The organism is Halopiger xanaduensis SH-6, assembly GCF_000217715.1.
GTDB lineage: Archaea > Halobacteriota > Halobacteria > Halobacteriales > Natrialbaceae > Halopiger > Halopiger xanaduensis.
The window spans coordinates 994,447-1,017,646 of record NC_015666.1 but is presented as its reverse complement, the minus strand read 5'-3'; the positions used below and the strand labels follow the sequence as shown (position 1 = coordinate 1,017,646).

Sequence of the window (23,200 nt, the reverse complement as noted above, 5' to 3'; positions counted from 1 at the left end):
GACTGAGACCGACGTGATGGATCGACGTACGCTCGAGCGGAGGTGGTCTCGTTGACGACTGACCTGACCGAAATCACGGTGATCGGAGAGGACGACACCGGACTGATCGCCAACGTGACGAGCCTCCTGTTCGAGCGCGGAATCAACATCGAGGACCTCGACCAGGCGGTTCGCGACGGCGTCTTCCGGATGTACCTCGCCGTCGACACCTCGGAGATGGTCTGTACGGAGGAAACCCTCCGAGCGGACCTGCACGACCTCGGGGACGACCTCGGCCTCGACGTCAAAGTGCGGTTCCCCGCCGACCGCGAGAACCAGCAGATCGCCGTCCTCGTCACCAAGGAGAGCCACTGCCTCGAGGCGCTGTTCGAGGCGTGGGCCAACGACGAACTCGGCGCCGACATCGGCGTGGTGATCGGCAACCACGACGACCTCCAGCCCCTGGCCGAACAGTACGACGTTCCGTTCCACGACATCGGCGACGAGAAGGGCCGGCAGAACGAGGACGAACTCATCGACCTCCTCGAGGAGTACGACGCGGACCTGATCGTGCTCGCCCGCTACATGCGGATCCTGAGCCCGAACGTCGTCTTCCGCTACGAGGACCGGATCATCAACGTCCACCCCTCGCTGCTGCCCGCGTTCCCTGGCGCCGAGGCCTACCGACAGGCGCTCGACGAGGGCGTCCGCGTCGCCGGCGTCACCGCCCACTACGTGACGACCGACCTCGATCAGGGGCCGATCATTACCCAGCGCGCGTTCGACGTCCCCGACGACGCCGATCTGGACGAGATGAAGCGCCGCGGCCAGCCGCTCGAGGCCGACGCCCTGCTCGAGGCGGTACGGCTGCACCTGAACGGCGACGTCTCGGTCCACCGCGGCCGAACGTCCGTTCGGGAGAACGGCGACCGGTACCAGCTCGGACTGCCCGCGGAGATCGACGACGTGACGCCGGATCGGCCGGTCGACGGCATCGGCAGCGCGATCGCCGAGGATCAGTAAAACGCTGCGTCGGATCGGAAGGTCGGTTTCGACCCCAATTCGTTCGTTTTCCGTTCCCGTTCCCGTTTCGGTCGGTTCACGATCGTCGTTCCAACCGAGCGGCGGCCACGCTCGCGCGACCCGTGCGCCCGAACGGATGAGACGTCTGAGGAGACCGCGCGTCTCGATCGAGACCGGGATCGAACTCGAGAAAGGACGAACTGCCGATAGCCCTGCTGCGGCGGATACGATTTTATCCGATGGTTGGATGTTTACTCGAATCCGTATATTGTATTCTTTGTTCGATAATATATCCGAATATAGCCCATATTCAACCACATATAGCGATGTTTTCAGAACATTCATAGTGGTCGCACACACATCTCCGAACATGGCACCCGACGCACGGTCGGTCGAGGCGGAATCGGCCGACAGCCGCGAGGTAGTGGCGGCAATCGACGAGAGCGACGACGAGTCGCGCCTCGTTATCGCCGATATCACGCGCGACGGCGTCTGGCTCTCGACGGCCGAGACCGACGCCGCCTCGCTCGAGGAGTGGCGGTAAGCCGGCTCGAGCGCGTTGCGTCCGCCGACCCACGGGCTCGCTCGATCGACGGCGACCGGACTTCGGTTCCGCTTATTCTCAGCTAGACGGTTGCTCGACCGGTATTTCTCGAGGGCGGCCGTTTCCGCCGGAATGGATCCGTTGAAGTGGGTCTCGACCCATCCACCACGTAATGGCTGATTCGACGGACGAGGATTCACCCGAGTGCCGAGTCTGTGGCACGCCAGTCGCACAGTCGACCGACCAGCGAGTCGTCACGACCGTCGAGGACGGCACCGCCGTCTACCACTACTTCTGTAGCGACGACTGTCTCGAGACGTGGGAGGCCGACGCGTAGTCGGTCGAACGAAACCGTCTACGCGTCGCCGCTAACAGAACGAAACTGAACGGAGAAACGATCGGAATCGACCGCTCAGACGTCCTCCTGATCGATCGTCACGCCTTCGAACAGGGGGTGGAGGCCGCTGTCGAGTTGCGACTTCAGGTTCTCGAGTTCTCCGCCCGTGAGCGCGACCGCGAGCGCGTCGGTCACCGCATCGGCGTACTGCTCGGCGTCGTCGGACTCGAGGTCTGCACCGCGGAGGTGCTCGCCGACGCGCTCGACGAACTCCTCGCGGTCGTAGCCGGCGCCGTCGTGGTCGGCGTCCTCGATGACACTCGCCAATTCGGTCGGGAGTTGCTCGGCGACGTCCCCGGCTTCGCCGCCGGTCATCGTCTCGCCGAGCGTCTCGAGGACCGCTTCGGTCGCCGCCTGCGTGCGATCCGTCGACTCGAGGTGCCCTGCCTGCTGGACGAGGCCGTAGAATTCGTCTTCCTGCATACGTCGATCATCGGCGGACAGCGATATCGGGGTTGGGCTCTCAGTTGCAAGGATCGCCGCGGGGCGGGTGCGGGCACGCTCGAGGGACTCGGCCGGGACGTCTCTCGCGCGGACGCCGACGATCTCGCCCGCGCACTGACGGTGCGCGCGATCCGCGAACTCGAGGAGACGATCGGGTTCGGGACGAGTACGCCTCCGCCGATCCCGACCCCGGCGAGGTCATCGTCCACGACCCGGAGGTCGCGAAACAGAGCGATGGGACGGACCTCGAGGATGAGACGGAAATGGACGCGGAGTCGCAGAACGGTAGCTGACGGTCGGCGTCCCGCTCGAGTTCGAAACGCGAACCGCGATCGTCGCGACGACGAGAAAATGCAGAGAATTCGGCTTCGCAGCGATTACGCGCCCGTCGCGCCCGACGTCTGGCTCGATCGTGACGTCTGCAAAATCCCGTACGCGCTGCCGAGAGACAGGATCGCGATGAGGACGCCGGCGACGCCGTTGATCTGCATCACGAGGGGCCGACTAACCCCGAGGACGAACGGCGCCGCGGCCGTCCACGCGCCGAGCAGCGCCAGCACGCCGGCGAGAACGATGATCGGCTTATCCTGACTGATTCGCAGCGCGTGGATCGACGCGAGTACGGCCATCGTCGCCCCGATCAGCACGTTGTGGATCCCCATCCACTCGGTGATGGTGAACACTGCCGTCGAAGCCATGACGAACGCGCCGATGGCCGCCGTGAGTCCCGCCGCCCGTTCTGCCAGTACTATCGTGCCGTCGCGGTTGGTCACGCCCGTAACACTGATTCGATCGAGGAGACCCGTCCGGTTTTGCTTGTCATTAGATTTACCAGTTTTGTGCTGTCTCGAGGAGCCGGCGGCCGAGGACTGCGCGGGCTGTGCGGGGCCCCAATCGTCCGAACCCTGCGAGAGGACGGTGAACCCGACGATGATGAGGACGAACAGCGTCAGCATCCCGCTCGCGACGGCCGCGATCGCGCTGGTGAGGCTGAACGCGACGATACTCGCTGCGATTGCGCTGGCGGTGAAACTCATTGACGCTCGGTAGAATGTGTTTTGTCCCCCAATATGAGGGTTACTTATCCGTCTCGAGCGCGCCATACGGTAGCATCCACCGCATTCTGCGGTGGGCGACGGCGGTCGAGCCGACGCCAGCGTCGAGGTCGAGACTGTGCCGACGGCGCGATCGAAGTGGCGGACCGCACCGGATTACAGCCGTCGAACCGCACCGATCGCACTCGAGAGCGGCGGCGCGTCGAACAACTCCCGGCCGGTGTAGGCGTTGGCCCCGGCGCAGTACATGTCGCGGGCAGTCTCGACGACCTCGTCTGCGAGCGGCTCCGGATCGACGTCACACAGCGACTTCCAGTCGGCGACGTCCTCCCGCTTGGCCTCGGCTTTCGCCTGCTCGACGGCCTGGACCCACTCGGGCTGGGTCCGCTTGTGGTACTGCCGCAGTACCTCCTTCGAGAGCTGGGTGCCCTCGTAGCTGAAGCGGTTCTCGTCGAAGGTGCCGACGACGTCCGCGACGCGGATTTCCCCCTGGTAGTACAGACACTCGATCTTGCCGTCCTGATGGTCGAGTCCCGCCGACTCGGCCTGCTCGGTGACGATCCGGTTGACCTCGAGCGCTACGTCCTCGAGGGCGTCGACGTCGGCCGTCCCCGCGATGTAGTCGGCTTCCTCGCGCTCGAGGTAGCGGTCGCCCTCCTCGTACTTCGTGGAGAACTCGACGATCGGCTCCGCGAGGTCGACGGGCTCGTCGGGCCACGACTCGAAGTCGAGGCCGTGATCGGCGGGTTCGGTGCGGCGACGCAGACTCGAGCCGACCGGCACGCGGTTCCGGAAGACGATCTCGAGGGGGATCAGGTAGTTCTCGCCGGCCGCTTCGTGGTAGCTGTCGTAGTCGTACTCCCGGCCCTCGTTGGGCAGGTCCGGCACCTGCGTGAGGTCGATCGCCATCTCCCAGGGCGGGCTCGAGGCCTCCTCGAGGGAAACGACCTCGCCGTTCTCGCCGTTGTCGGCGCCGTGTTCGACGACGCCGCGGTAGTGGGTCGGCACGCCTTCGGACTCGAGCAGTTCGAAGTTGTACGCGCCCATCGTACAGAGGCTGGCGCCCTTCTCCGGAATCTGGTCGGGCATCTTGCCCCAGTCGAACACCGAGTAGTCGTCGGTGAAGACGAACGAGCCGCGGCCGAGCGAGTCGGCCGTCGCGTCCTCCTCGATGCGGAATTCTTTGACGCTGGTCACGCGTGCCACCTCGACGGACAGTCGCCGTGTCGCATACTCGAGTTGCCGAGGCCGTGTGCCAAGAAGGTTTCAGTATCGGCCGATCGGATCCATCATAATTATGGGTTGAAAACGGGGCGCCACGAGACGGCAAAAACAAGCGGACAGAGCCGCGAAGCGGGCCGACGGCCACAACAGATTTTACACGATAGTGAAACATCTGCCACATGTTGGATTTCATCGAGCGGGTCGTTCCCGAGCGGGTTCGGGAAAGCTATCTCTTGAAGTTCGGCGTCAGTATCGCCGTTATTCTGGTGCTGACGAGCGCGGTCGCGCTGTTTTTCTACGTCGATATCACGGGCGACGTCACGACGAACGTCCAGGCGGAGATGGAACTGAACGCCGTCGGCGAGGCGAACGACTTTGCAGACTGGATCGACAGTCAGGAGGAGTCGGTGCGAATGCTCTCCTCGTACGGCGTGTTGACCGACGGCTCCGACGCGGAGATCGAGTCGACGTTAGCCGAGGAACAGGAGGCGATGTCGTCGGAGGTCTACGCGGTGCACTACGTCGATCTGTGGACCGAGGAGATTACCCACAGTAGCGAGGACGGCGCGGTCGGCACCAATATTCAGGACCTCAATCTCACGCTCCACGTCAGGACGGACGACAGGATCTCGGAGTTCGACTACCGCGGCGCGATGAACGACGACGTCGTCTACTCCGACGTCTACGAGCGCGACGGCGAGCAACTCGTCGCGTTCTTCGGGAAAGTGGCCGAGACGAACGGCGACACCGCGGTGATGATCGAAATCTCCGCCAGCGAGATGGCGGACGGGTTCGCCGATCCGATCGACGGTCAGCACACCGAGGTCGTCGATACCGGAAAGGGCGTCGTCGAGTTCAGCGGGAACGAAACCGCGATCCAGGCGCCCTACCGCGAGGGGGCCGAAAGCTACGTCGTCGACGCGGTCGCGAATCAAGAGCACGCCAGCGGCATCGTCGAATACGACGATACGGACGAAGTCGTCGCCTACGCCGACATCGAGAGAACCGACTGGGCGCTCGTCTCCCACGCCCCGCAGTCGAACGCCTACGCGCTCACCAGCTCCGTCGGCCGGTCGCTCGGCGGCCTGATCGTCCTCTCGCTGGCCGGGTTTCTCGTGATCGGCGCGACGCTCGGACGCACGACCGCCCGCGCGATGGACGACCTCGCGGCGGACGCGACCGCCCTCTCCCGCGGCGACACCGACATCGAAATCGACGACGACGGCCGGGTCGACGAGGTCGGCCAGGTCCGAACCGCCTTCGAGGGCATCCGCCAGTACCTCGGCACGGCCGCCGCCCAGGCCGACGCCATCGCCCGCCAGGAGTTCGACGATCCCGCCCTCGAGCGGGACGTCCCCGGTCAACTCGGCGACTCCCTCGAGACGATGCGGCGCGAACTCGAGAGCTACATCGACGATCTCGAGGCCTCCAAGGCCGACGCCGAGGCGTCCAAAGAGGAGGCAGCGGAGGCCCGCCGCGAGGCCGAACGACTCGCCGAACGCCTCGAGCGGAAGGCCGCCGAGTTCGGCGACGTGATGAACGACGCCGCGGCGGGCGACTTCACCCGGCGGCTCGACGAAGACGTCGACAACGAGGCGCTAGCCGAGATCGCAACCGCGTTCAACGGGATGCTCGAGGACCTCGAAGCGACGATCGTCGACATTCAGGACCTGGCCGAGGACGTCGATCGGGTCAGCGCCGACGTGACGGGCCGGGTCGAGGAGATCGAACGGGCCAGCGGCGAGGTGAGCGAGTCCGCCGAGGAGATCGCCACCGCGACGGCGGACCAGAGCGACCGCTTCCGGGAAGTCTACGGGGAGATGAACGACCTCTCGGCGACCGTCGAGGAGATCGCCTCGACGGCCGACGACGTCGCCAGCGTCTCCGAAACCGCCGCCGACCGCGCCGACGACGCCAGCGAGGCGACCGGCGAGATCCGGACGGAAATGGACCGGCTCGAGGACAGAGCGGACGAAATCACCGAGCAGGTCGCGCAACTGGACGAGGAGATGGATCAAATCCGGGAGATCGTCGACCTGATCGACGACATCGCCGAGCAGACGAACCTGCTCGCGCTCAACGCGTCGATCGAGGCGGCCGGCGCGGGCGAGGAAGGCGACGGGTTTGCCGTCGTCGCCAACGAGGTCAAATCGCTCGCCGAGGAGACCGGCGAGGCGACCCAGGAGGTCGACGAACTGATCGGCAGCGTCGAGGAGTCGGTCGCCGAAACCGTCGCGGAGATCGACCGCATGCGCGAGCAGGTCGACGAGGGGACCGCGGTCGTCGACGACGGCATCGAAGCGATCGACGCGATCGCCGAGCAGGTCGAGGAGGCCAACGCCGGCGTCCAGTCGATCAACGACGCGACCGACGAGCAGGCCCGCGCCAGCGAACGGGTCGTCACCATGGTCGACGAGGCGACCGAGATCAGCGAGGAGACGAAAGACGAGACGGAAAACGTTGCCGCCGCCGCCGAAGAACAGACCGCGACCGTCTCCGACGTCTCGGCCGGGACGCAGTCGCTGACCGAGATGGCCGACGACCTCCGGACCTCGCTCGACGCGTTCGACGTCGGGAGCGAGGAACGCGAGACTGACGGGACGGAAGCCGACGGGAGTGCGAATCGAGACGGTGACGACGCCGGGCCCGAAACCGATCCCGAATCCGACGCCGACCCCGCACTCCCTGCGGACGAGACGGACGGCGACCGCCGCGCGCTCGAGGCCGCCGAGACGGACGACGCGCCTGCGACCGACGAAACCAGGACCGGCGACGAAACCGACGACGTCGTCCTCGAGTACGACGAGAGCGACGCCTCCGGCTCGGAGTGAGACGCCGGCCGCGATCCCAGACGGGCGAATCGGATCGCCGTTATCACTACGTTTTTCTCGCTGTACCCTCAGTGTAGTGACGATGGAGCAACCGGTGACCGAGGCCGACCTGGCCTTCGACCACGTTCCCGAGACCGACCAATCGTTCGAGAACGCACTCGCGAAGGCGCGCGACGGCGACCGACTCGCGGTCGACGACGCGATCGAGTTGCTCACGACGGGCACCGACACCGACGGGATCGACCGCCGGCGCAAGGAACGGGTCCTCGAGGCCGCCGATCGGCGACGCGCCGAGGTCGTCGGCGAGGAGGTCACCTTCACTGCGAACCTGAACAACAACGTGACGACGGCCTGTAACGTCGGCTGTCTGTTCTGTAACTTCAAGGACGCCGCCCACACCTTCGAGCGCGAGACCGAGATGGAGACGGCCGGCTTCACGAAGACGCCCGACGAGTCCCGCGAGATCGTCAAAGACGCCGTCGAACGGGGCATCTACGAGGTCTGTTCGGTCTCCGGGCTCCACCCCGCGTTCGCGCTGGACGAGGAACACCGGGAGCTCCTCGACGCGCACCCGAACCCGAAGGAAGTCAACTACAAGCCGCCAGCGGTCTACGAGACCAGTCCCGGCACCTACGTCGACCAGATTTCGGCGATGAACGTCGACGGCGTCCACGTCCACTCGATGACCCCCGAGGAGGCCTACCACGCCCGCCGCGGGACCGACTGGTCCTACGAGGAGGTCTTCCGGCGGCTGAAAGACGCCGGCCTCGACACCGTGCCGGGGACGGCCGCCGAAATCCTCGTCGAGGAGGTCCGTGACGTGATCTGCCCCGGCAAGATCGGCACCGACGACTGGCTCGAGGCGATGGAAGCCGCGGCGAACGTCGGCCTCGGGATGACCGCGACGATCATGTACGGCCACGTCGAGAACGAGGCCCACCGCGCGCTCCACCTGAAACGGGTGCGGGACCTACAGGACCGGACCGGGAACATCACGGAGTTCGTGCCCCTCTCGTTCGTCCACCAGAACACGCCGCTGTTCGAACACGACGTCGTCTCGAGCGGCCCGAGCACCGACGAGGACGAACTCATGATCGCCGTCTCGCGGCTCTTCCTCGACAACGTCGACCACGTCCAGTCCTCGTGGGTCAAGTACGGCGACGAGCAGGGCCTGAAGATGTTAAACTGCGGCGCCGACGACTTCATGGGAACGATCCTCTCGGAGGAGATCACCAAGCGCGCCGGCGGCGGTTACGGCGAGTTCCGCTCGTTCGAGGACTACGTCGAGATGATCAGCTCGATCGGCCGGATTCCGGTCGAACGGTCGACCGACTACGAGAAACGGCGCGTCATCGATCCCGACGACCCGCCGTTCGGCCCGCAGCTGGGGCCGAAAGCCGACGGGACGCCGCTCCTGTCCGGGGACGAACGGCCCGTGCCGGCGGACGACTGAGACGGCCGCAGGCGGCGCGAGGGCGCGGTTTCACGGTTGGAAAACGGTCACTTCCCTCTTTTATAGGTAGCTACGTACGGCGTCACAACGAGCGAGCGCCGCGTACGGACTGCAGCGCGGGTGCAGTGGTGGGACGACGCCGTTTCCGTCGCGATTCGCCTTCGGTTAGCCGTTAGTGTAGTAAAATAAATGTAAATAGAATAGAATATTTTTTATGTTGGCGGTTTTGATTGTAATTCGCACTGAAATATGAGCGGTACAACATCTACAATCCGAGACGCGCTCGGGACGGTCGCACGGTCGTACGTGACGGTCGTCGTCGTCGCGCTGCTCGTCGGCGCGGCGGTCGCCCCCATGGCGTGGGGCGCGACGAGCAGTCCGGACGGGACGGTCGCAGTAATCGAGATGGACCGGTCGATAACCGAGTCGGTCGCCGACGGGGTGACCGACGACCTCCGAGAAGCGCGGGAAAACGAATCGATCGACGCCGTCGTCCTGCAGGTCGATAGCCCCGGCGGCGGCGTGACGGCCAGCGAGAGCCTCTACCTGGCCGTCGATCGGACGGCCGAGGAGATGCCCGTCGTCGCGAACGTCCAGTCGACCGGCGCGTCGGGCGGCTACTACATGATCGCGCCGAGCGACGAAATCTACGTCAGCCCGAGTTCGACGGTCGGCAGCATCGGCGTCCGAGCGACCTACACCGATATGCCGATGAGCGAGGGGATGATCGCGACCGGCCCGGACAAGGTCGGCTCGAACGAGGCCGAGATCAAACGGCAGGTCGAGAAGATGAAGCAGACGTTCATCGGTTCGGTGATGGAACACCGCGGCGACGACCTCGAGCTTAGCGAGACGGAACTCTCCTACGCGAAGACCTACACCGGCATGGAGAGCGTCGAGAACGGCCTCGCGGACGAGATCGGCGACCGAGACGTCGCGATCGGCTCGGCCGCCGAACGGGCCGGTCTCGAGGACTACGAGGTCGTCGAGATGGAGCGCGACTCGCTCTCCTCCGGCGTGATCCTCCTCGAGGACGGCACGAAGGTCGAACGGAGCCACGAACAGACCTTCGGCGAGTACGGCGACGTCAACACGCCCGCGTTCCTCGCGCTGTGGGGTACCGTCGAGGGCGAGAACATCGTGGAGACGAGCCAGCCGACGGACGCCGATGCGACGACGGCGACAGCGGCCCAGCCCGCGGGCGCGGAGGCGAATACGACGACGGACAACACGGCCGCCCAGCACGGAGGTGAGGGAGCATGAGCAGCCTTCGTGGCCGACTCGCGGTGTTCGTCCTCGTCGTCGCGCTCTCGGTGAGCGCCGTCGCCGGCGCCGGAATGATCACCAACCAGGGCTCGACCGAGCGCCCGACGGTCGAGCAGAACCACCTCCAGCCCGGTGCGACCGACGTGCCCGAACTCGAGCGAAGCGGCGAGATCAGCTTCGACGACGACGGCACCGACAAGACCGTCGTGATCGACGTCGCGCACGCGAACGACGTGTCCAGAAGCGACCTCCAGCCGGTCGTCTCGGCGCTGACGGCTGAGGGTCACACCGTCGAGTACCACGCGCAGGGCCAGTCCGGGCTCGGACAAGACCCCGACGTCGCGCTCGCCGAGACGCTGCAGGACGCCGACGCGCTGATCGTCGTCGAACCCGGCACGCGGTACACCAGCGCCGAAGCCGACGTCGTCTCCGAGTTCGAAGGCGCCGGCGGCCGAGTGATGGTCGCGGCCGGGCCGGAAACGGGCGGCACGGCGACGGCCCTCCTCGGGTCGCTCACGGGTACCGCGGCAGCCGGTAGCGGCGAGGTCGAGTCGGTCTCCTCCCCGCTCGGCATCGCCTACGACACCGGCTACCTCTACGACATGGAGAACTACGAGACCAACTACCGGACGATCACCGCGACGCCGGCGGTCAACTCGACGCTCACCGAGGGCGTCGACGAGGTCGTCTTCGACGCGCCGACGCCGGTCGTCTCGGAGGAGACGACCCTCCTCACGACGACCGCGACGACCGAACACTCCGAAAACCGCGTGGCCGACGAGTACGGCGTCGTCGCGCGCAGCGGCAACACCGTCGCCGTCGGCGACACCGGCTTCATGACGACCGCGACGCACAACGTCGCCGACAACGAGGTGCTCATCGGCAACGTCCTCGAGTTCCTCGTGACCGGCGATAAGGCGTCAGGAACGCCGTCCGTGCCGGGCGAGGAGCCCCAGCCCGGAGCGGGTGCTGGCGCCGGTGCCGGCGCCGGCGCTGGTGCAGGTGCAGGTACCGGGACCGGCGGGGCCGGTACCGGCGCCGCCGGTAACTGACGACGCACTGCCGAACCGCTTTTCGCAGCCCGCGCGGCCGTTAGGCCGCGCCACCGCTTTCCTCGCCGCCGAGCCGGTCGTAGTGCTCGTCGACGACGTCGAGCGTCGCGAGCAGCGCGCCGAGCAGAACGGGACCGAAGAACAGTCCCATGACGCCGAACGCGTAGATCCCGCCGAGGACGCCGAGAATGATGATCGCGGGGTTGAGCTGGGCGTACCGATCGACGACGATCGGTCGGAGGTAGTCGTCCGAGACGCCGACGATGACGGTACTGTACAGGAACAACACGACGGCGAGAACCGGCTCGCCCGTCACCAGCAGGTAGCCGACCGCGGGCCCCCACACCAGAAACGAGCCGATTAGCGGGATCAACGCGAGGATGATCATGACGAACGTCCAGAACGCCGCGTTGGGGATCCCCGTCGCGAACAGGCCGATGCCGGCGATGAATCCCTGGATGATCGCGATCAGGACGTGACCGGCCAGAACGGCCCACATGACCTCCGCGAGTTCGTCGTAGAGGTCGTGCTGGACGTCGTCCGGCAGCGGCGTCGTCGACCGAATCCACCCGAGCAGGTCGTCGCCGTCCTTGAGCAGGTAGTAGAGCAGGAAAAGCGCGAGTCCGAGGCCGATCAGCGCGTGCGTGAGGACGCCGAACCACTCGGTCGTCCGCTCGAGCGCGACGGTCCCGATCTGTTCCGCGGAGCCGGCGATAGTTTCGCTGATATTGACGCTCATCCCCGTCTCCGCCTGGATTTCCTCCTCGATATCGGACAGTTGGAAGGTCGACGGATCGAGCGACTCGAGCATCATCGCGGCGTCTTCGGCGACCAGCGCGATGACGAGGACGAAGGGAAGGATAAACCCGAGCACTGCGAACACGACGAGGATGAACGCGGAGATCGACGACGGAATGTGGTTCTCGAGGCGCCGCTGGCCGGGATAGAGGACGAACGCGAGCAGGATTGCGGCGAGGACGTACTGGACGAACGGCGTGACGAGTTGCCACGACAGGTACGCGAAGAGGAGGACGAGCGCCAGCAGATAGCCGCGACTGAGGTTCACGCCGAATCCGTCCACGTACGGCCGAATAAAGCTGGGCCTTGGATAGACATATCCGTCCGCGAGACTGTCGGCGCCACCAGCCACACGACTTAAAGGGTGTGGTAGTCGAACCCACGAACGAATGTCGACTCAGCTCGATCCCCTCTCCCTCTCGGGCGATCTCCTCTACGCGGTCAAGACCGAGGGCGACACCGACCGGCTCCGCGATCGGCTGGCGACGCTCGATCGCGACCGACTGGAGCGGGCAGTGGCGACTCGCGAGGGGAAACTCGCCTTCTGGCTCAACTGCTACAACGCCTACGCCCAGTTGCGCTTGGAGGAAGACCCGGGGCTTCTCGAGGGGGGGCGACTCGCCCGCTGGAAGTTCGTCGCCCGCGATCGGATTCCCGTCGCCGGAGCGTGGCTGAGTCTCAACGACATCGAACACGGCCTGTTGCGCAGCTCGAAGCACCCGTGGGGACTGGGCTACCTGCCGCGACCGTTCCCGTCGTCGTTCGAGCGGCGGTTCCGACTCGAGGAGTGCGATCCGCGGATCCACTTCGCGCTGACCCGCGGGATCGAGAACCGGCCGCCGATCACGGTCTACTCGCCGGCCGACGTCGACGACGATCTCGACGTCGACGTCGAGTGGTTTCTCGAGGAGACCGTCGAGTACGACGCCGACGAGAACGTCGCCTCGGTCCCGAAGCTCTTTCGGTGGTACCGCGGCGATTTCGGCGGCAAGCGCGGCGTCGTCTCGTTTCTCCGGGCGTACAACGCCATCCCTGAAGACGCTCGGCCGGCGTTCGAGTACGAGGCGGCGAACCGGACGCTCGACGTGGATCTCGACGGCGACGTGGAAGTCGACGGTCTGCGTCCGTAGGCCGCCTTCACCGACCGGAATCGTCAGTTCTCGTCCGCGTCGCGGTCCGTGACCCGCGCGGTCGGCGCGGTTCGCATGACGCTTCGCGCGGCGCGCTTTGCGTTGCTCCGCGTCGTGTACCCTTCGCCGCTGTCGGCGACGATGTTGCCGTTCCAGTGGACCAGCCGCCAGCGCCACTCGTCGGCGCGGTCCTGGTACACCTCGAACCGGCTGGTGCGGCCGCTCGAGGGCGCTTGCTCTCCCGCGGTCGGCTCGGAAGTCGCCTCCTGATCCTCCGCTGATGCGCCGTCAGCGGTCGACTCGGGGCCGCTATCGTCGGATTCGGCATCAGTTCCGGCGACGCCCTCCGGCGGCATCGTCGCCATCGCCGAATCGGTCGCCGACTCGTCGTCCGGGCGCTCGTCGCCGACGAGCACGACGGCGTTCTCGTGGCCGGTTCCCGCTTCCGATGCGAGACGGACGCTCGAGCCGTCCGGATCGTCCCACTCGAGGTCGACTCCCAGTTCGGCGACCGGCGGCTCGTCTTCGGGGTCGCGCTCGGCTTCGAACTCGGCGACGACGCGCGAGGGCACCGCGACGGTGGCGCTCTCCTCGTCTCCGTCGATGCGGACGGGCGCGCCGTCCTCGAGCGCGGCTGCGAACGAGCGGAAGACCGTCGCGAGGTCCCCGCGGTCGTAGGCGCGCTCGAACTCGAGGTCGACCGCCGCCGGCGGGGTCGCGTCGGCGTCTCGGTCCGTCGGGTCCGAATCTGGGTCAGGGTCTGGATCTGAATCTGGATCTGGGTCGTCGGCCATACCGTATCTACGACGACCTCGGTTATGTTTCCGGGGGACGGTTGCGACGGAACGAGCGGGTCCCGGGACTGGAACGGCAGCGCCCCGACGCCGGGAGCCGGAGCGTTTTTGCCGCCGCGCTGTCTTCGCTCGGCCGTGACTTCCCGCGAACGCGACCGCGAACCCGAGTGGCGCGGCGACCGCGCCGCCGTGCTCGAGCGAGACGACCGCACCTGTCGGCGCTGCGGCGCCGACGGCGACGACCCGTCGACGCTTCGGTGCTACCCCGTCGGCGACGTTCCGCTCGAGGGCGCGGTTCACGAGAGCGCCCTCGTCACCGTCTGTTCGTCGTGTTTCACCGCCCTGCAGAATCCGGTCCCGGCCGAGCCGATCCGTCCGAACGGCGAGGAACTCTTCGATCTCGCCCGCGAGACGACCCAGCGCCAGGGCGTGACCGTCTCGGCGGTCGCCTCCTTCGCCTCGCTGGCGACGTCGCTCCCCGGCGAACTCGCGGCTGCAGGTGCGGCTGCGGATGGCGGTGCAGCTACGGACGACGAGTCAGCAGTCGACCCCGACGGGGGAGAAGACGACGACTCAGCGAGCGCGAGCGACCCCGCCAGCGAATACGTCACCGCCCGACGCGAGGTCCTGCTCGCGATCGACTCCGTCCCCTCCCGCCTCGAGCGACTCTCGGCTATCGAGCAGGGGGCAATTCGGGACGACCTCGTCGGTCCGCTCGAGGAACTCGTCGACGCCGCGACGCGACTGCAGACCGAACTCGGCGAGATCGTCGCGCGCTCCGAAACCGTCCCCGCGAGCCTCGATCGGTGTCACGGCTGTCTCGAGCCGCTGGGCGACGAGGTCGATCGCTGTCCGATCTGCGACCTCGAGCGGCGGGACGCCGCGGCGCGGGTGGGCGACGACGGAACGGTCGCGTTCGAGGACCTTTACACGGCGATCAACGAGACGCTGCAGGACGCCGCCGGGACGACCGAGGAACTCACCGAGTCCGCGGCGACGCTGGCCGACGGGTTGCGCGGCGAGTGAGGAGTCGCGTCGACGATACTGTTCGGCATCTCACACCTTCGTTGCAGCAGGCGATGGCCACCTCGAATGCCTATACGGCTGCGTATCGTACTCCGGGGCCACGTGTCGAACGCGAACGACGACCGATCGGACGAAACCTCCGACGACGAAGCCCCCGGCGACGAGACGAGCGGGCTGGGACGTCGCCGACTGCTACGGTCCGCCGTTAACACCGGCGCCGCAGTGACGCTCGTCTGGGGCCTCGGCACGGCGAACTACGCCACCTCGAGCGACCTCGGAACGATCACCTACGCGATGGCGCGGCCGCACCCGGACGCGGACGGCGACGCGACCGAACCGCGACGGAAAGACGTCCCCGTCGCCTGGCAGGAGAGTCTACGGTTGGCGTTCGAGGCGCAGGACGCCATCCACGATATGGGGCTGGCGCCGCTGGTTTCCTCGTTCGTCGTGCCGGGCAGCTACGATCAGCCGGAGGCGGCGATCTCCGTCGAAGCGACCGAGGAGAACGTCAGCGACCAACTTGAGGAGGTGGCCGCGAACGTCCCGATCGACATCAATATCGTCGACGAACTGCCGCCGGCACCCGAACGGGACCCCGAACACGAGCAGGCGTACCAGCTTCCGGAGTTAGGTCGCGACCGCGTCCCGGGCGGCGTGGTTTGCGAGAGCGACTACGGCGCCGGGACGCTCACGCCGGCCCTGTTCGACGCCCAAAGCGGCTCGCGGTTCTTCGCGACCTCGAACCACGTGTACGGCGAGGAGGGGACGAAGGAGACCGAACACCGCGGCGAACCCCTGTGGCTCCGCCACGACGACGAACCGCACCGGGTCGGCGAGGTCGCCCGCGGCTATCCGGCAGCCGATATCGTACAGATCGATCCCGTCGACGGCTACCGGCCGGGGTCGGTGATCGAACGCGCCTCGCCGCCCGCGGTCATCGGTCAGTACACGCAGCTGGGGCTGGCCGACCTGATGGCCCAGAACGAGACCCTCGAGAAGGTCGGCGCGATCTCTGACCACACCGCCGGGGAGATCAAGGGCGTCAACGCCATGACCTGCTACACCGGCGAGGTCTGCAAACCCGGCCAGCTCGTGTGGGGCGACGAGGAGACCCTGACCGACGGCGACAGCGGCTCCGTCAACTTCCATCCCGACCCCGAGAATCCGGAGGAGTACGTCCTCGTCGGCGGGATCAACAACGCCCGGACGTGGTGGCCGGGGTCGGACTTCACCTGGGGAACGGCGGCCCACGAGTTGCTGGACGAGCACGGGCTGCACTTCTGACGGGTGCGATCGTGCCGAGGCTGCCAGCGCCGAGCCGGGTGAGCGCGCCGGGACGAACTTTTACCAGCGCGTTCGTTGAGGCTGCGTGCATGGGTGCGACCGATCGGTTACGGGTGCTAGAACGAATGGTCGGTGACACCGCCGCACGATATCTCGTCGATCTCGCGGTCGTCGTCGTCTGGGTCGTCGCGGCGACGGTCGTCTTCCGGACGGCCGGCTGGCCGGTCACGGCGTACTACCTCGTCGTCTTCGGCGGCGTTCTCGGCTACTCCCTACTGATCGATCCGTGGGCTCGAGTGGAATCGCGAGAACGGGAGTGAAACCGTTACGCGGCCGTTACAGGTCCGTCGCAGCCTCGAGCGCGATGTCGATCGCGCGGCCGACGTTGTTCTTGGCCTTGTCGGGGAGTTCGTCGTCCTCGGTGTCGGTCCCCTTCTGCGTGCCCTCGACGAGGTTGCCGTCGACGGTACAGATCGCGCCGGCGCGCAGTCCCTTCCGGCGCGCGAGCGTGAAGACCGCGGCGGCCTCCATCTCGACGCAGAGCAGGCCCGCGTCCTCCCAGTCGGCGACGTACTCGTCGGTCTCGGCGTAGAAGGCGTCGTCGGAGGCGATCGGTCCGACGTGGACGTCCTCGTCGTTGGTCTCCGCAGAGTCGACCAGCGCCGAGAGGACGTCGTAGTCCGGCACGGCGGGGTACTCGGCGTCCTCGTAGCGCTTCGAGGTGCCCTCGTTTTTCGCCGCGCCGGTCGCGACGATCATGTCGCCGATCTCGATCTCCGACTGGAGGGCGCCGGTCGTCCCGACGCGGACGAACGTCTCGACGCCGACGTTGGCCATCTCCTCGATCGCGATCGCAGCCGACGGACAGCCGATGCCGGTCGAGCAGATCGTCAGGTCGCGACCCTCGTAGGTCGCGTTGACGAGTTTGTACTCGCGGTTCTGCGCGACCGTCTCGGCCTCGTCGCAGTGGTCGGCGATGCGGTCGACTCGTCCCGGATCGCCGGGGATGAGCGCGATGTCGTTCAGGTCGCCTTCCTCGACGAGCAGGTGCGGTTGCGTTCCCATGCCTGCGCGTTTCCGCGGTGACGAGAAAAAAGGTTCGAGAACCGCAGCATCGCAACGGAACGGAACCCACGGCGCGGACGGCGGCGCGCGACCTCGAGCACCCGCCGCAAAGCGTCCGCCTTCGAAGCCGTCGCCGTGCGCCGCCCGCCGCGTTCGTAGACGATACCCCCGGTCACCCCCGCCCGCCACGCACAGTCAGTTCGGGGCGACCTCGACGCGATCGGGGCGAACGGTCACCCGCACCCCGTCGACGTCGAACTCGACGGCCGCGACCGAGCGGCTGCCGCGAGTGCACGTGTCGTCGAACAGCGCGTCGAGCGCTTCCGGATCGACGTAATCGTACAGTTGCGTGCTGGCCGCGGTGACGTCTTCGTCGTTGTATCGTGCCAGCGCCGTCGCGGCAGCGATGCTCGGCGGCTCTCCTTCCGGTCGCTCGTATCGAACCCGCCGACCGCGCTGGCGTTCGTCGGACTCGCGTATCCTTCCATCCGTCATGTCTCTCCGTCACGTCTCCGTGACTGTTCATTCGGGTGACCAACGTCCCTATTTATATAGTTACCGTCAGACAGCACCCGATGAGAACCGCCCGACAGCGTCGTATTCGCCCCCGAAGGCAATCATAAATCGTTTTAATCAAACCGCTCGCTGAGAAACGCCGCGACCGCATCCGCCGTCGGCGCGCTGCGCGCCCCCTCTCGGCCGGCCGTCAGCGCGCCGCAGGCGTTCGCGTACTCGAGCGCGCGTTCGACGTCGCCGTCGGTGAGCCAGGTCGCGATGAACCCGGCGGCGAAGGCGTCGCCCGCGCCGGCCGTGTCGACCGCGTCGACGTCGAATCCCGGGTGGACGTACGAGCCGGTCGGCGTGTGCACTTCCGCGCCGTCGGACCCGTGTTTGACGGCGACGATCCGGTCGTCGAAGTCGGAGCCGACGTACTCGTACTCGTCCTCGAGCAGCGCCGCGAGTTCCCGGTCGTTCGCGAAGAGGACGTCCGCGGCCGCGAGCGCCTCGCCGTAGTCGCGGTCCCCGAGCCGGCGGCCGGGGTCGAAACTGACGGTGACCCCGGCCTCGTTCGCCGTTCGCGCGATGGCGGCGGCGGTGTCGGGACGCTGACTCGTGAGGTGGACGTGGTCGGCGTTCCGAATCCGACGCTCGTCGATTTCCTCCGGGCCGACGGCCTCGTTGACGCCGTCGTTGCCGAGCACCGCGACCTCGCCGTCGTCGTCGACGAGCAGGTACTTGACGGCCGTCTGGCCCGCTTCGACGATCCGGACGCCCTCGAGGTCGACGCCCGCGGACTCGAGGTCGCGTCGCGCGAGGACGCCGTTGTCGTCGTCGCCGACGCTGCCGATCAGACCGGCGTCGACCTCGAGGCCGGCGAGGGCGGCGGCGACGTTAGCCGCGCTGCCGCCGCCGGACTGACGTTGCGAGCGGATCGACGCCTCGCCGTCGGCTTCGGGGAGCCGATCGACGCGGAGGGTCACGTCCCAGTTGACGTGACCGGCGGAGAGTACCCGTACCATTCGTCGGAAAAACGGTCGCCGATGAGAAAAATCTAGAGTTTACGTTACCAGAAAGAGCAACGTGTTGTGAACCCCCGGTCCGAGGCCGATAGCGGCCAGCAACCCGAGGATCGTCCGCGCCTGCCGGGGCTCCTCCTCGACGTACTCCTTGAACAGGCCGAGGACGACCAGCGCGAGGACGACCTTCACGAGGACGAACAGCCAGCCGGCGCCGATGTACTCGGCGGTCGGCAGCGATTTGCCGACCTCGAGGATGGCCCGGGAGAGCGGGACCTCCTCGCTGGACCCCAGCACGGCGTAGCCGACGGCCGTCGAGACGCCGTCGATCGTTTGTCCGAAGACGACCAGCGCGCCGGTCGCGCCCGTCGTCGCGGCGACGTCGGTGAACCAGAGGCCGAGCGCGACCCACGCGAGGGCGGTCACGATCCCGGCGACGACGACGGCGATGACTGGCCAGAACGGCGAGAACGAACCGGCGTTCCAGCCGCTGAGGACGATGAACATCGCGAAGACGACGAAGAAGCCGGTGCCCGCGACGCCGACGACGCGCTCGATCGTCGGCTGGAGCCCGCCCGCCTGCAGGAAGATGCCCACGACCCAGACCAGCCCCGCCACGATCGCCGTCACGAGGTAGACGCTCGGCGCCGTAAACAGCACCGCGATGCTGTCGGGGAAGGCCTCGAGCCGGTACAGGACCTGCAGCGTCGACCCGAACATCATCCACGGCGCGAACGAAATGACCGTCCGATCGGTGACCGGCGGCTCGAGCGCCCACAGCAGCGCGAGCGTGCCGCCGAGCACTACCAGCAGCGGAACGAGGAGGTACCACGGCGGGAGGGCAAACCCCTCTGGTAATACCATACAGGTAGTGGTACACACCAGCGACTAACACTTTCCGATTACCGACTGTTCGACGCGGCAGACGGTACTCGAGGCCGACGCGTTCCCGTTCGAGTCAGCGGTCCCGGCCTCGGCCTCGTTCCCACGGTTCGTCGGTCGTCTCGCCGAACAGTTCCCGCATCAGCGTCACGATGCTCTCGGGCGGGAACTGGCCGCGCTCGGTGACGATCGCGTCGACGTGTCGGGGCGGGGTGACGTCGAAGGCGGGGTTCTCGACGGTGAGGCCGTCGTCATCGTCGTCCGCGGCGGGTTCGGCGCTCGAGTCCGTCCCGTCGCCGACGATCTCCGCTCGCTCGTCCTCGGGCAGCACCTCGTGTTCGTCGCGCATCTCGATCGCGACGGTGTGGCCCGTCATCGTGTCGGGGTGGAGCTTGATCGTCTGCGCCGCGACCATCACCGGCACGCCGCGCTCGCGGGCGTTGACCGCCAGGCCGCTGGTGCCGATCTTGTTGATGACGCTGCCGTCGGCGGCGATGCTGTCCGCGCCGACCAGCACGTGATCCGCGTCGTCCAAGTATCGGCGGGCCGCGTTGTCGACGATCAGCGTGACCGGCACGCCCAGCTCGCGCAGCTGGCGGGCCGTGATGTGGCCCTGCTTCCGGGGTCGCGTTTCCTTGACGATCGCCTCGATGTGCTTGCCGTCCTCGAGGGCGGCCTCGATACAGGAGAGGGCGTCCGTCGAGTGGCAGTGGGTCATCACGACGTCGCCGTCGCGCAGGCGGTTGGCGCCGATCTCGCCGAGGGTGGCCTGCGCTTGCTCTAAGTCGTCCCGGAACTCTGCGGCGCGCGAGGTCGTCGACCCGCGGAGTTCGGAGACGGTCTCGCCCTCCATCCCCCGGAGGACGTACCGCAGGGCGTTCGGGAGGCTGACCGCGGTCGGGCGGGTCTCGTAGAGGGTTCGGGCGGCGGCCCGCAACTGCTCGCGGAAGGCGGCCGGCGTCTCCGCCTCGGAGCGCTCGGCCTGCACGGCCAGCGCTTCGGCGGCCGCGTCGGCGATCGTCGCCGCGCCGCGGATCCGCATCTCGGCGATGTCGTCCGCGGTTTCCGCGACGGCCGGCGCGACGGTGACGTCGGTGTCGGGCTGATCCGAATCCATGCTCATACCCCTGACTTGCGCCCGCCGAACCAAAAGGGAACGGGCGGGTTTTTGACGATCCAGCGAGTCGGTCCGCTATGGACCGCAGCGAACTCGCCCCGCTGATCGATCACACCGTCCTCGGCCCGGAGACGACGACCGCGGACGTCCGGACGGTGCTCGACGAGGCCGCGGAGTACGGCATGAACGCCTGCATTCCGCCCTACGCCGTCGAGGAGGCCGCCGACTACGCGCCCGACGTGACGCTCGCGACGGTGGTCGGCTTCCCGCACGGCCAGAACGAACCCGAACTCAAGCGCCGCGAGGGCGTCCGCGCCTGGCAGGCCGGCGCGGACGAACTCGACGTCGTCATCAACGTCGGTCGGCTCAAAGCCGGCGAAGACGACGTCGTCCGCGCCGAACTCGCCGAGATCGTCGCCGCGGTGCCGATCCCGGTCAAGGTCATAATCGAGACGGCGCTGCTTTCCGACGCGGAGAAACGGCGGGCCTGCGAGGCCGCCGTCGCGGCCGACGCGAAGATGGTCAAGACGTCGACCGGCTTCGCCGACGGCGGGGCCGAACTCGAGGACGTCGAACTCATGCGCGAGTACCTCCCCGTCAAGGCCAGCGGCGGCGTCGGCAGCTACGACGAGGCCGTCGCCATGCTCGAGGCCGGCGCCGAGCGGATCGGCGCCTCGAGCGGCGTCGAGATTCTCGAGGGAGCCCCCACCTCGAGGTCGGAGGAACGGTAGTCGAGACGCCGAAAGACGGTCGCCGAACGTCTCGGAAGTGCTGAAGGTCACTCAGTTAATCAAAACAACTTCGATGCGTGAAAATGTCGCACCGTTAACCTCGTCGCCGCGTTATACGGGCGCATGGGAGAGGAAACAACGGCGGACCGACTATTCGACGCGCTGACCGACGTCCATCGACGTCGACTGTTGTTCGCACTGATCGATCACAACCCGCAAGACGTCTCGGAACTGCCCGACGTTCCGTGGACGCTGTCGGAATCGGAGGCAGTGCTGACGAGCAAGCACCACGTGCACCTGCCGAAACTGGCCGACTACGGGTTAATCGAGTGGGAGAGAGACGAGCAAATTGTCACTAAAGGGCCTCGATTCGACGAAATCGAGCCGATACTCCAACTGCTCGACGACCATCGCGACGAACTCCCCGTTCGCATGGTATAAAGTATCCCTCGAGCGCAGTAGTCAACGAGACGGTCCGACAGAAATACCAACCATCGATAGCGACGCCTATCCTGCTCTCGAAACTGCCACCGAACGGTGGCAGGTAGCGCGTTCGCGTGGTTGGGCAGTAACGAACGCGCCAATTCTCCGTAGCGGGTATGTACTGAAGTAGTTTGTGTGATGATCTGAGTGAATATTTGTTTTCTGCTCCTACTGAAGTAAATTAACTTGCCGGTCGCGTTAGAGAGGCCATACACGAATCCTTTTCCACGGTGACTACGTAATCTGCCTGTTCGGATATCCGGACGCGTGGTTGGGCCATGACAAAGGACGACACTACAGCAGAAGCCGTTAGTCTGCTCCAGGAACTCGGTTTGCAAGAGTACGAAGCGCGCTGTTTTATGGCGTTAACGCAGCTCTCGAGCGGAACAGCGAAAGACATCCACGAACTTTCGGAGGTTCCGCGGACGCGAGTCTACGACGCCGTCCGCGTTCTGGAGTCGCAGGGATTGGTCGAAGTACAACATTCCAATCCCCAACAGTACCGATCCGTCGGCATCGACGAGGCGGTGCGAACGCTCCGACAGAAATACAACAGCCGGATCGATACCCTCGAGTCCCACCTCGAGCGGATCGAACGCCAGGAGACGGCGGCGGACGACGACGAAATACAGGAGGTCTGGTCGCTCACGGGCCACGAAGCGATCGAATCGCGGACAATCGACCTCATCGAGAGCGCCGAATCCGAGGTCGCGCTGCTCGTCGTCGACGAGCGAATCCTGTCCGAGACCCTCTATTCCGCCCTCGCCGACGCCAGCGATCGGGGCGTCTCGACTCTCCTCGGCGGACAGACGGCCGAGATCACCGAGCGACTGGAGGAGGAGTTCCCGAGCACGCGCGTGTTCGAAACGAACCTCAACTGGCTCCACGGACGGGCGACGGTCAACGAGATCGCGATCAGCAGAATCCTGCTCGTCGATCAAACCAGACTCCTCATCAGCTCCTACTACCCCGGCTCGAGCGACGACGACGCGTCCGAACAGGCGATATTCGCCGGCGGACTCGGAAACGGGATGGTCGTCCTGCTTCGACGGTTAGTGTCGTCGGGACTGGCCGCCGTCGACGATCCGGGACGGTAACGCCGGCG

Annotated in this window: 24 protein-coding genes and 1 pseudogene; 15 read left to right on the top strand and 10 right to left on the bottom strand. The window is 66.6% G+C overall.

The genetic code is table 11. The annotated features are described in order from the left end of the window. Positions 1 to 51 precede the first annotated feature (51 nt). From HALXA_RS05000 to HALXA_RS21965, 3 genes are all read left to right on the top strand, one after another. On the top strand, positions 52 to 1,002 hold the full coding sequence (locus tag HALXA_RS05000) for a formyltetrahydrofolate deformylase (RefSeq protein ID WP_049895410.1): 951 nt from the start codon (positions 52 to 54) through the stop codon (positions 1,000 to 1,002). A 370-nt stretch (positions 1,003 to 1,372) separates the two neighbouring features. Continuing rightward, positions 1,373 to 1,546, top strand: a complete 174-nt coding sequence (locus HALXA_RS21970) for a DUF7556 family protein (RefSeq protein WP_013879225.1) — start codon at positions 1,373 to 1,375, stop codon at positions 1,544 to 1,546. A 172-nt stretch (positions 1,547 to 1,718) separates the two neighbouring features. Continuing rightward, positions 1,719 to 1,883, top strand: coding sequence for a DUF7576 family protein (locus tag HALXA_RS21965; protein WP_013879224.1), 165 nt, complete (start codon positions 1,719 to 1,721; stop codon positions 1,881 to 1,883). Positions 1,884 to 1,958: 75 nt separating this feature from the next. On the opposite strand, the gene HALXA_RS04995 is transcribed toward HALXA_RS21965, so the two are convergent. Then, entirely contained in the window at positions 1,959 to 2,366 is a 408-nt protein-coding gene (locus HALXA_RS04995; RefSeq protein WP_013879223.1) for a DUF2267 domain-containing protein, read from the bottom strand. A gap of 81 nt (positions 2,367 to 2,447) precedes the next feature. On the opposite strand from HALXA_RS04995, the pseudogene HALXA_RS22425 reads away from it, so the two are divergent. After that, a pseudogene (locus HALXA_RS22425) lies at positions 2,448 to 2,680 on the top strand (YkgJ family cysteine cluster protein); the annotation flags it as partial. Between the two features lie 84 nt (positions 2,681 to 2,764). On the opposite strand, the gene HALXA_RS22420 reads toward HALXA_RS22425, so the two are convergent. Then, a complete protein-coding gene (locus tag HALXA_RS22420) occupies positions 2,765 to 3,424 on the bottom strand; it encodes an SPW repeat domain-containing protein (RefSeq protein ID WP_245550080.1) in 660 nt (219 codons plus the stop codon). Positions 3,425 to 3,598: 174 nt separating this feature from the next. Next, a complete protein-coding gene (locus HALXA_RS04980) occupies positions 3,599 to 4,639 on the bottom strand; it encodes a phosphoribosylaminoimidazolesuccinocarboxamide synthase (protein ID WP_049895408.1) in 1,041 nt (346 codons plus the stop codon). A 206-nt stretch (positions 4,640 to 4,845) separates the two neighbouring features. Here HALXA_RS04980 and HALXA_RS04975 point away from each other — a divergent pair, with 206 nt between their 5' ends. From HALXA_RS04975 to HALXA_RS22350, 4 genes are all read left to right on the top strand, one after another. After that, positions 4,846 to 7,497, top strand: a complete 2,652-nt coding sequence (locus HALXA_RS04975) for a methyl-accepting chemotaxis protein (RefSeq protein ID WP_013879220.1) — start codon at positions 4,846 to 4,848, stop codon at positions 7,495 to 7,497. A gap of 82 nt (positions 7,498 to 7,579) precedes the next feature. Further along, on the top strand, positions 7,580 to 8,950 hold the full coding sequence (gene cofH / locus HALXA_RS04970; RefSeq protein WP_013879219.1) for a 7,8-didemethyl-8-hydroxy-5-deazariboflavin synthase subunit CofH: 1,371 nt from the start codon (positions 7,580 to 7,582) through the stop codon (positions 8,948 to 8,950). Between the two features lie 249 nt (positions 8,951 to 9,199). Further along, positions 9,200 to 10,213, top strand: a complete 1,014-nt coding sequence (locus HALXA_RS04965) for a S49 family peptidase (protein ID WP_013879218.1) — start codon at positions 9,200 to 9,202, stop codon at positions 10,211 to 10,213. Then, entirely contained in the window at positions 10,210 to 11,268 is a 1,059-nt protein-coding gene (locus tag HALXA_RS22350; RefSeq protein ID WP_013879217.1) for a DUF4350 domain-containing protein, read from the top strand. The genes HALXA_RS04965 and HALXA_RS22350 overlap by 4 nt, the downstream gene beginning before the upstream one ends. A 40-nt stretch (positions 11,269 to 11,308) precedes the next feature. Here the strand turns inward: HALXA_RS22350 and HALXA_RS04955 are convergent, their stop codons facing one another. Beyond that, a complete protein-coding gene (locus tag HALXA_RS04955; protein ID WP_013879216.1) occupies positions 11,309 to 12,334 on the bottom strand; it encodes an AI-2E family transporter in 1,026 nt (341 codons plus the stop codon). Between the two features lie 121 nt (positions 12,335 to 12,455). Between HALXA_RS04955 and HALXA_RS04950 the strand changes: the two genes are divergently transcribed. Then, positions 12,456 to 13,196: a DUF547 domain-containing protein gene (locus HALXA_RS04950; protein WP_013879215.1), complete on the top strand. Its 741-nt coding sequence runs from the start codon at positions 12,456 to 12,458 to the stop codon at positions 13,194 to 13,196. A gap of 23 nt (positions 13,197 to 13,219) precedes the next feature. On the opposite strand, the gene HALXA_RS04945 is transcribed toward HALXA_RS04950, so the two are convergent. Next, on the bottom strand, positions 13,220 to 13,990 hold the full coding sequence (locus HALXA_RS04945) for an amphi-Trp domain-containing protein (RefSeq protein ID WP_013879214.1): 771 nt from the start codon (positions 13,988 to 13,990) through the stop codon (positions 13,220 to 13,222). A 135-nt stretch (positions 13,991 to 14,125) separates the two neighbouring features. Here HALXA_RS04945 and HALXA_RS04940 point away from each other — a divergent pair, with 135 nt between their 5' ends. The 3 genes from HALXA_RS04940 (at position 14,126) to HALXA_RS04930 (ending at position 16,620) form a co-directional block, all read left to right on the top strand. After that, the gene (locus HALXA_RS04940) at positions 14,126 to 15,016 is read left to right on the top strand and encodes an HNH endonuclease (RefSeq protein WP_013879213.1); all 891 of its coding nucleotides are present in this window, start codon (positions 14,126 to 14,128) and stop codon (positions 15,014 to 15,016) included. Positions 15,017 to 15,118: 102 nt separating this feature from the next. Beyond that, positions 15,119 to 16,300 (top strand): hypothetical protein, encoded by a 1,182-nt coding sequence (locus HALXA_RS04935; protein ID WP_245550078.1) that lies wholly within the window; start codon positions 15,119 to 15,121, stop codon positions 16,298 to 16,300. Positions 16,301 to 16,389: 89 nt separating this feature from the next. Next, the gene (locus HALXA_RS04930) at positions 16,390 to 16,620 is read left to right on the top strand and encodes a hypothetical protein (RefSeq protein WP_013879211.1); all 231 of its coding nucleotides are present in this window, start codon (positions 16,390 to 16,392) and stop codon (positions 16,618 to 16,620) included. A gap of 16 nt (positions 16,621 to 16,636) precedes the next feature. Here HALXA_RS04930 and HALXA_RS04925 read toward each other — a convergent pair whose 3' ends face one another. The 5 genes from HALXA_RS04925 to HALXA_RS04905 form a co-directional block, all read right to left on the bottom strand. Further along, positions 16,637 to 17,365: a nucleoside phosphorylase gene (locus HALXA_RS04925; protein ID WP_013879210.1), complete on the bottom strand. Its 729-nt coding sequence runs from the start codon at positions 17,363 to 17,365 to the stop codon at positions 16,637 to 16,639. Between the two features lie 195 nt (positions 17,366 to 17,560). Next, complete coding sequence (locus HALXA_RS04920; protein WP_013879209.1) at positions 17,561 to 17,860, bottom strand: HalOD1 output domain-containing protein; 300 nt, start codon at positions 17,858 to 17,860, stop codon at positions 17,561 to 17,563. A gap of 134 nt (positions 17,861 to 17,994) precedes the next feature. After that, positions 17,995 to 18,885 (bottom strand): carbohydrate kinase family protein, encoded by an 891-nt coding sequence (locus tag HALXA_RS04915; RefSeq protein ID WP_013879208.1) that lies wholly within the window; start codon positions 18,883 to 18,885, stop codon positions 17,995 to 17,997. Between the two features lie 39 nt (positions 18,886 to 18,924). Then, positions 18,925 to 19,746: a DUF63 family protein gene (locus tag HALXA_RS04910; protein WP_013879207.1), complete on the bottom strand. Its 822-nt coding sequence runs from the start codon at positions 19,744 to 19,746 to the stop codon at positions 18,925 to 18,927. A 94-nt stretch (positions 19,747 to 19,840) separates the two neighbouring features. Further along, positions 19,841 to 20,881 carry a ribose 1,5-bisphosphate isomerase gene (locus HALXA_RS04905; protein ID WP_049895407.1) on the bottom strand — a complete coding sequence of 347 codons (1,041 nt, stop codon included), beginning with the start codon at positions 20,879 to 20,881 and terminating at the stop codon, positions 19,841 to 19,843. A gap of 77 nt (positions 20,882 to 20,958) precedes the next feature. On the opposite strand from HALXA_RS04905, the gene deoC reads away from it, so the two are divergent. From deoC to HALXA_RS04890, 3 genes are all read left to right on the top strand, one after another. Further along, positions 20,959 to 21,612, top strand: coding sequence for a deoxyribose-phosphate aldolase (gene deoC, locus HALXA_RS04900; RefSeq protein WP_013879205.1), 654 nt, complete (start codon positions 20,959 to 20,961; stop codon positions 21,610 to 21,612). 123 nt (positions 21,613 to 21,735) lie between these two features. Continuing rightward, positions 21,736 to 22,053, top strand: coding sequence for a DUF7344 domain-containing protein (locus HALXA_RS04895; RefSeq protein ID WP_013879204.1), 318 nt, complete (start codon positions 21,736 to 21,738; stop codon positions 22,051 to 22,053). Between the two features lie 320 nt (positions 22,054 to 22,373). Next, positions 22,374 to 23,192 (top strand): TrmB family transcriptional regulator, encoded by an 819-nt coding sequence (locus tag HALXA_RS04890; protein ID WP_013879203.1) that lies wholly within the window; start codon positions 22,374 to 22,376, stop codon positions 23,190 to 23,192. The last annotated feature ends 8 nt before the right edge of the window (positions 23,193 to 23,200 follow it).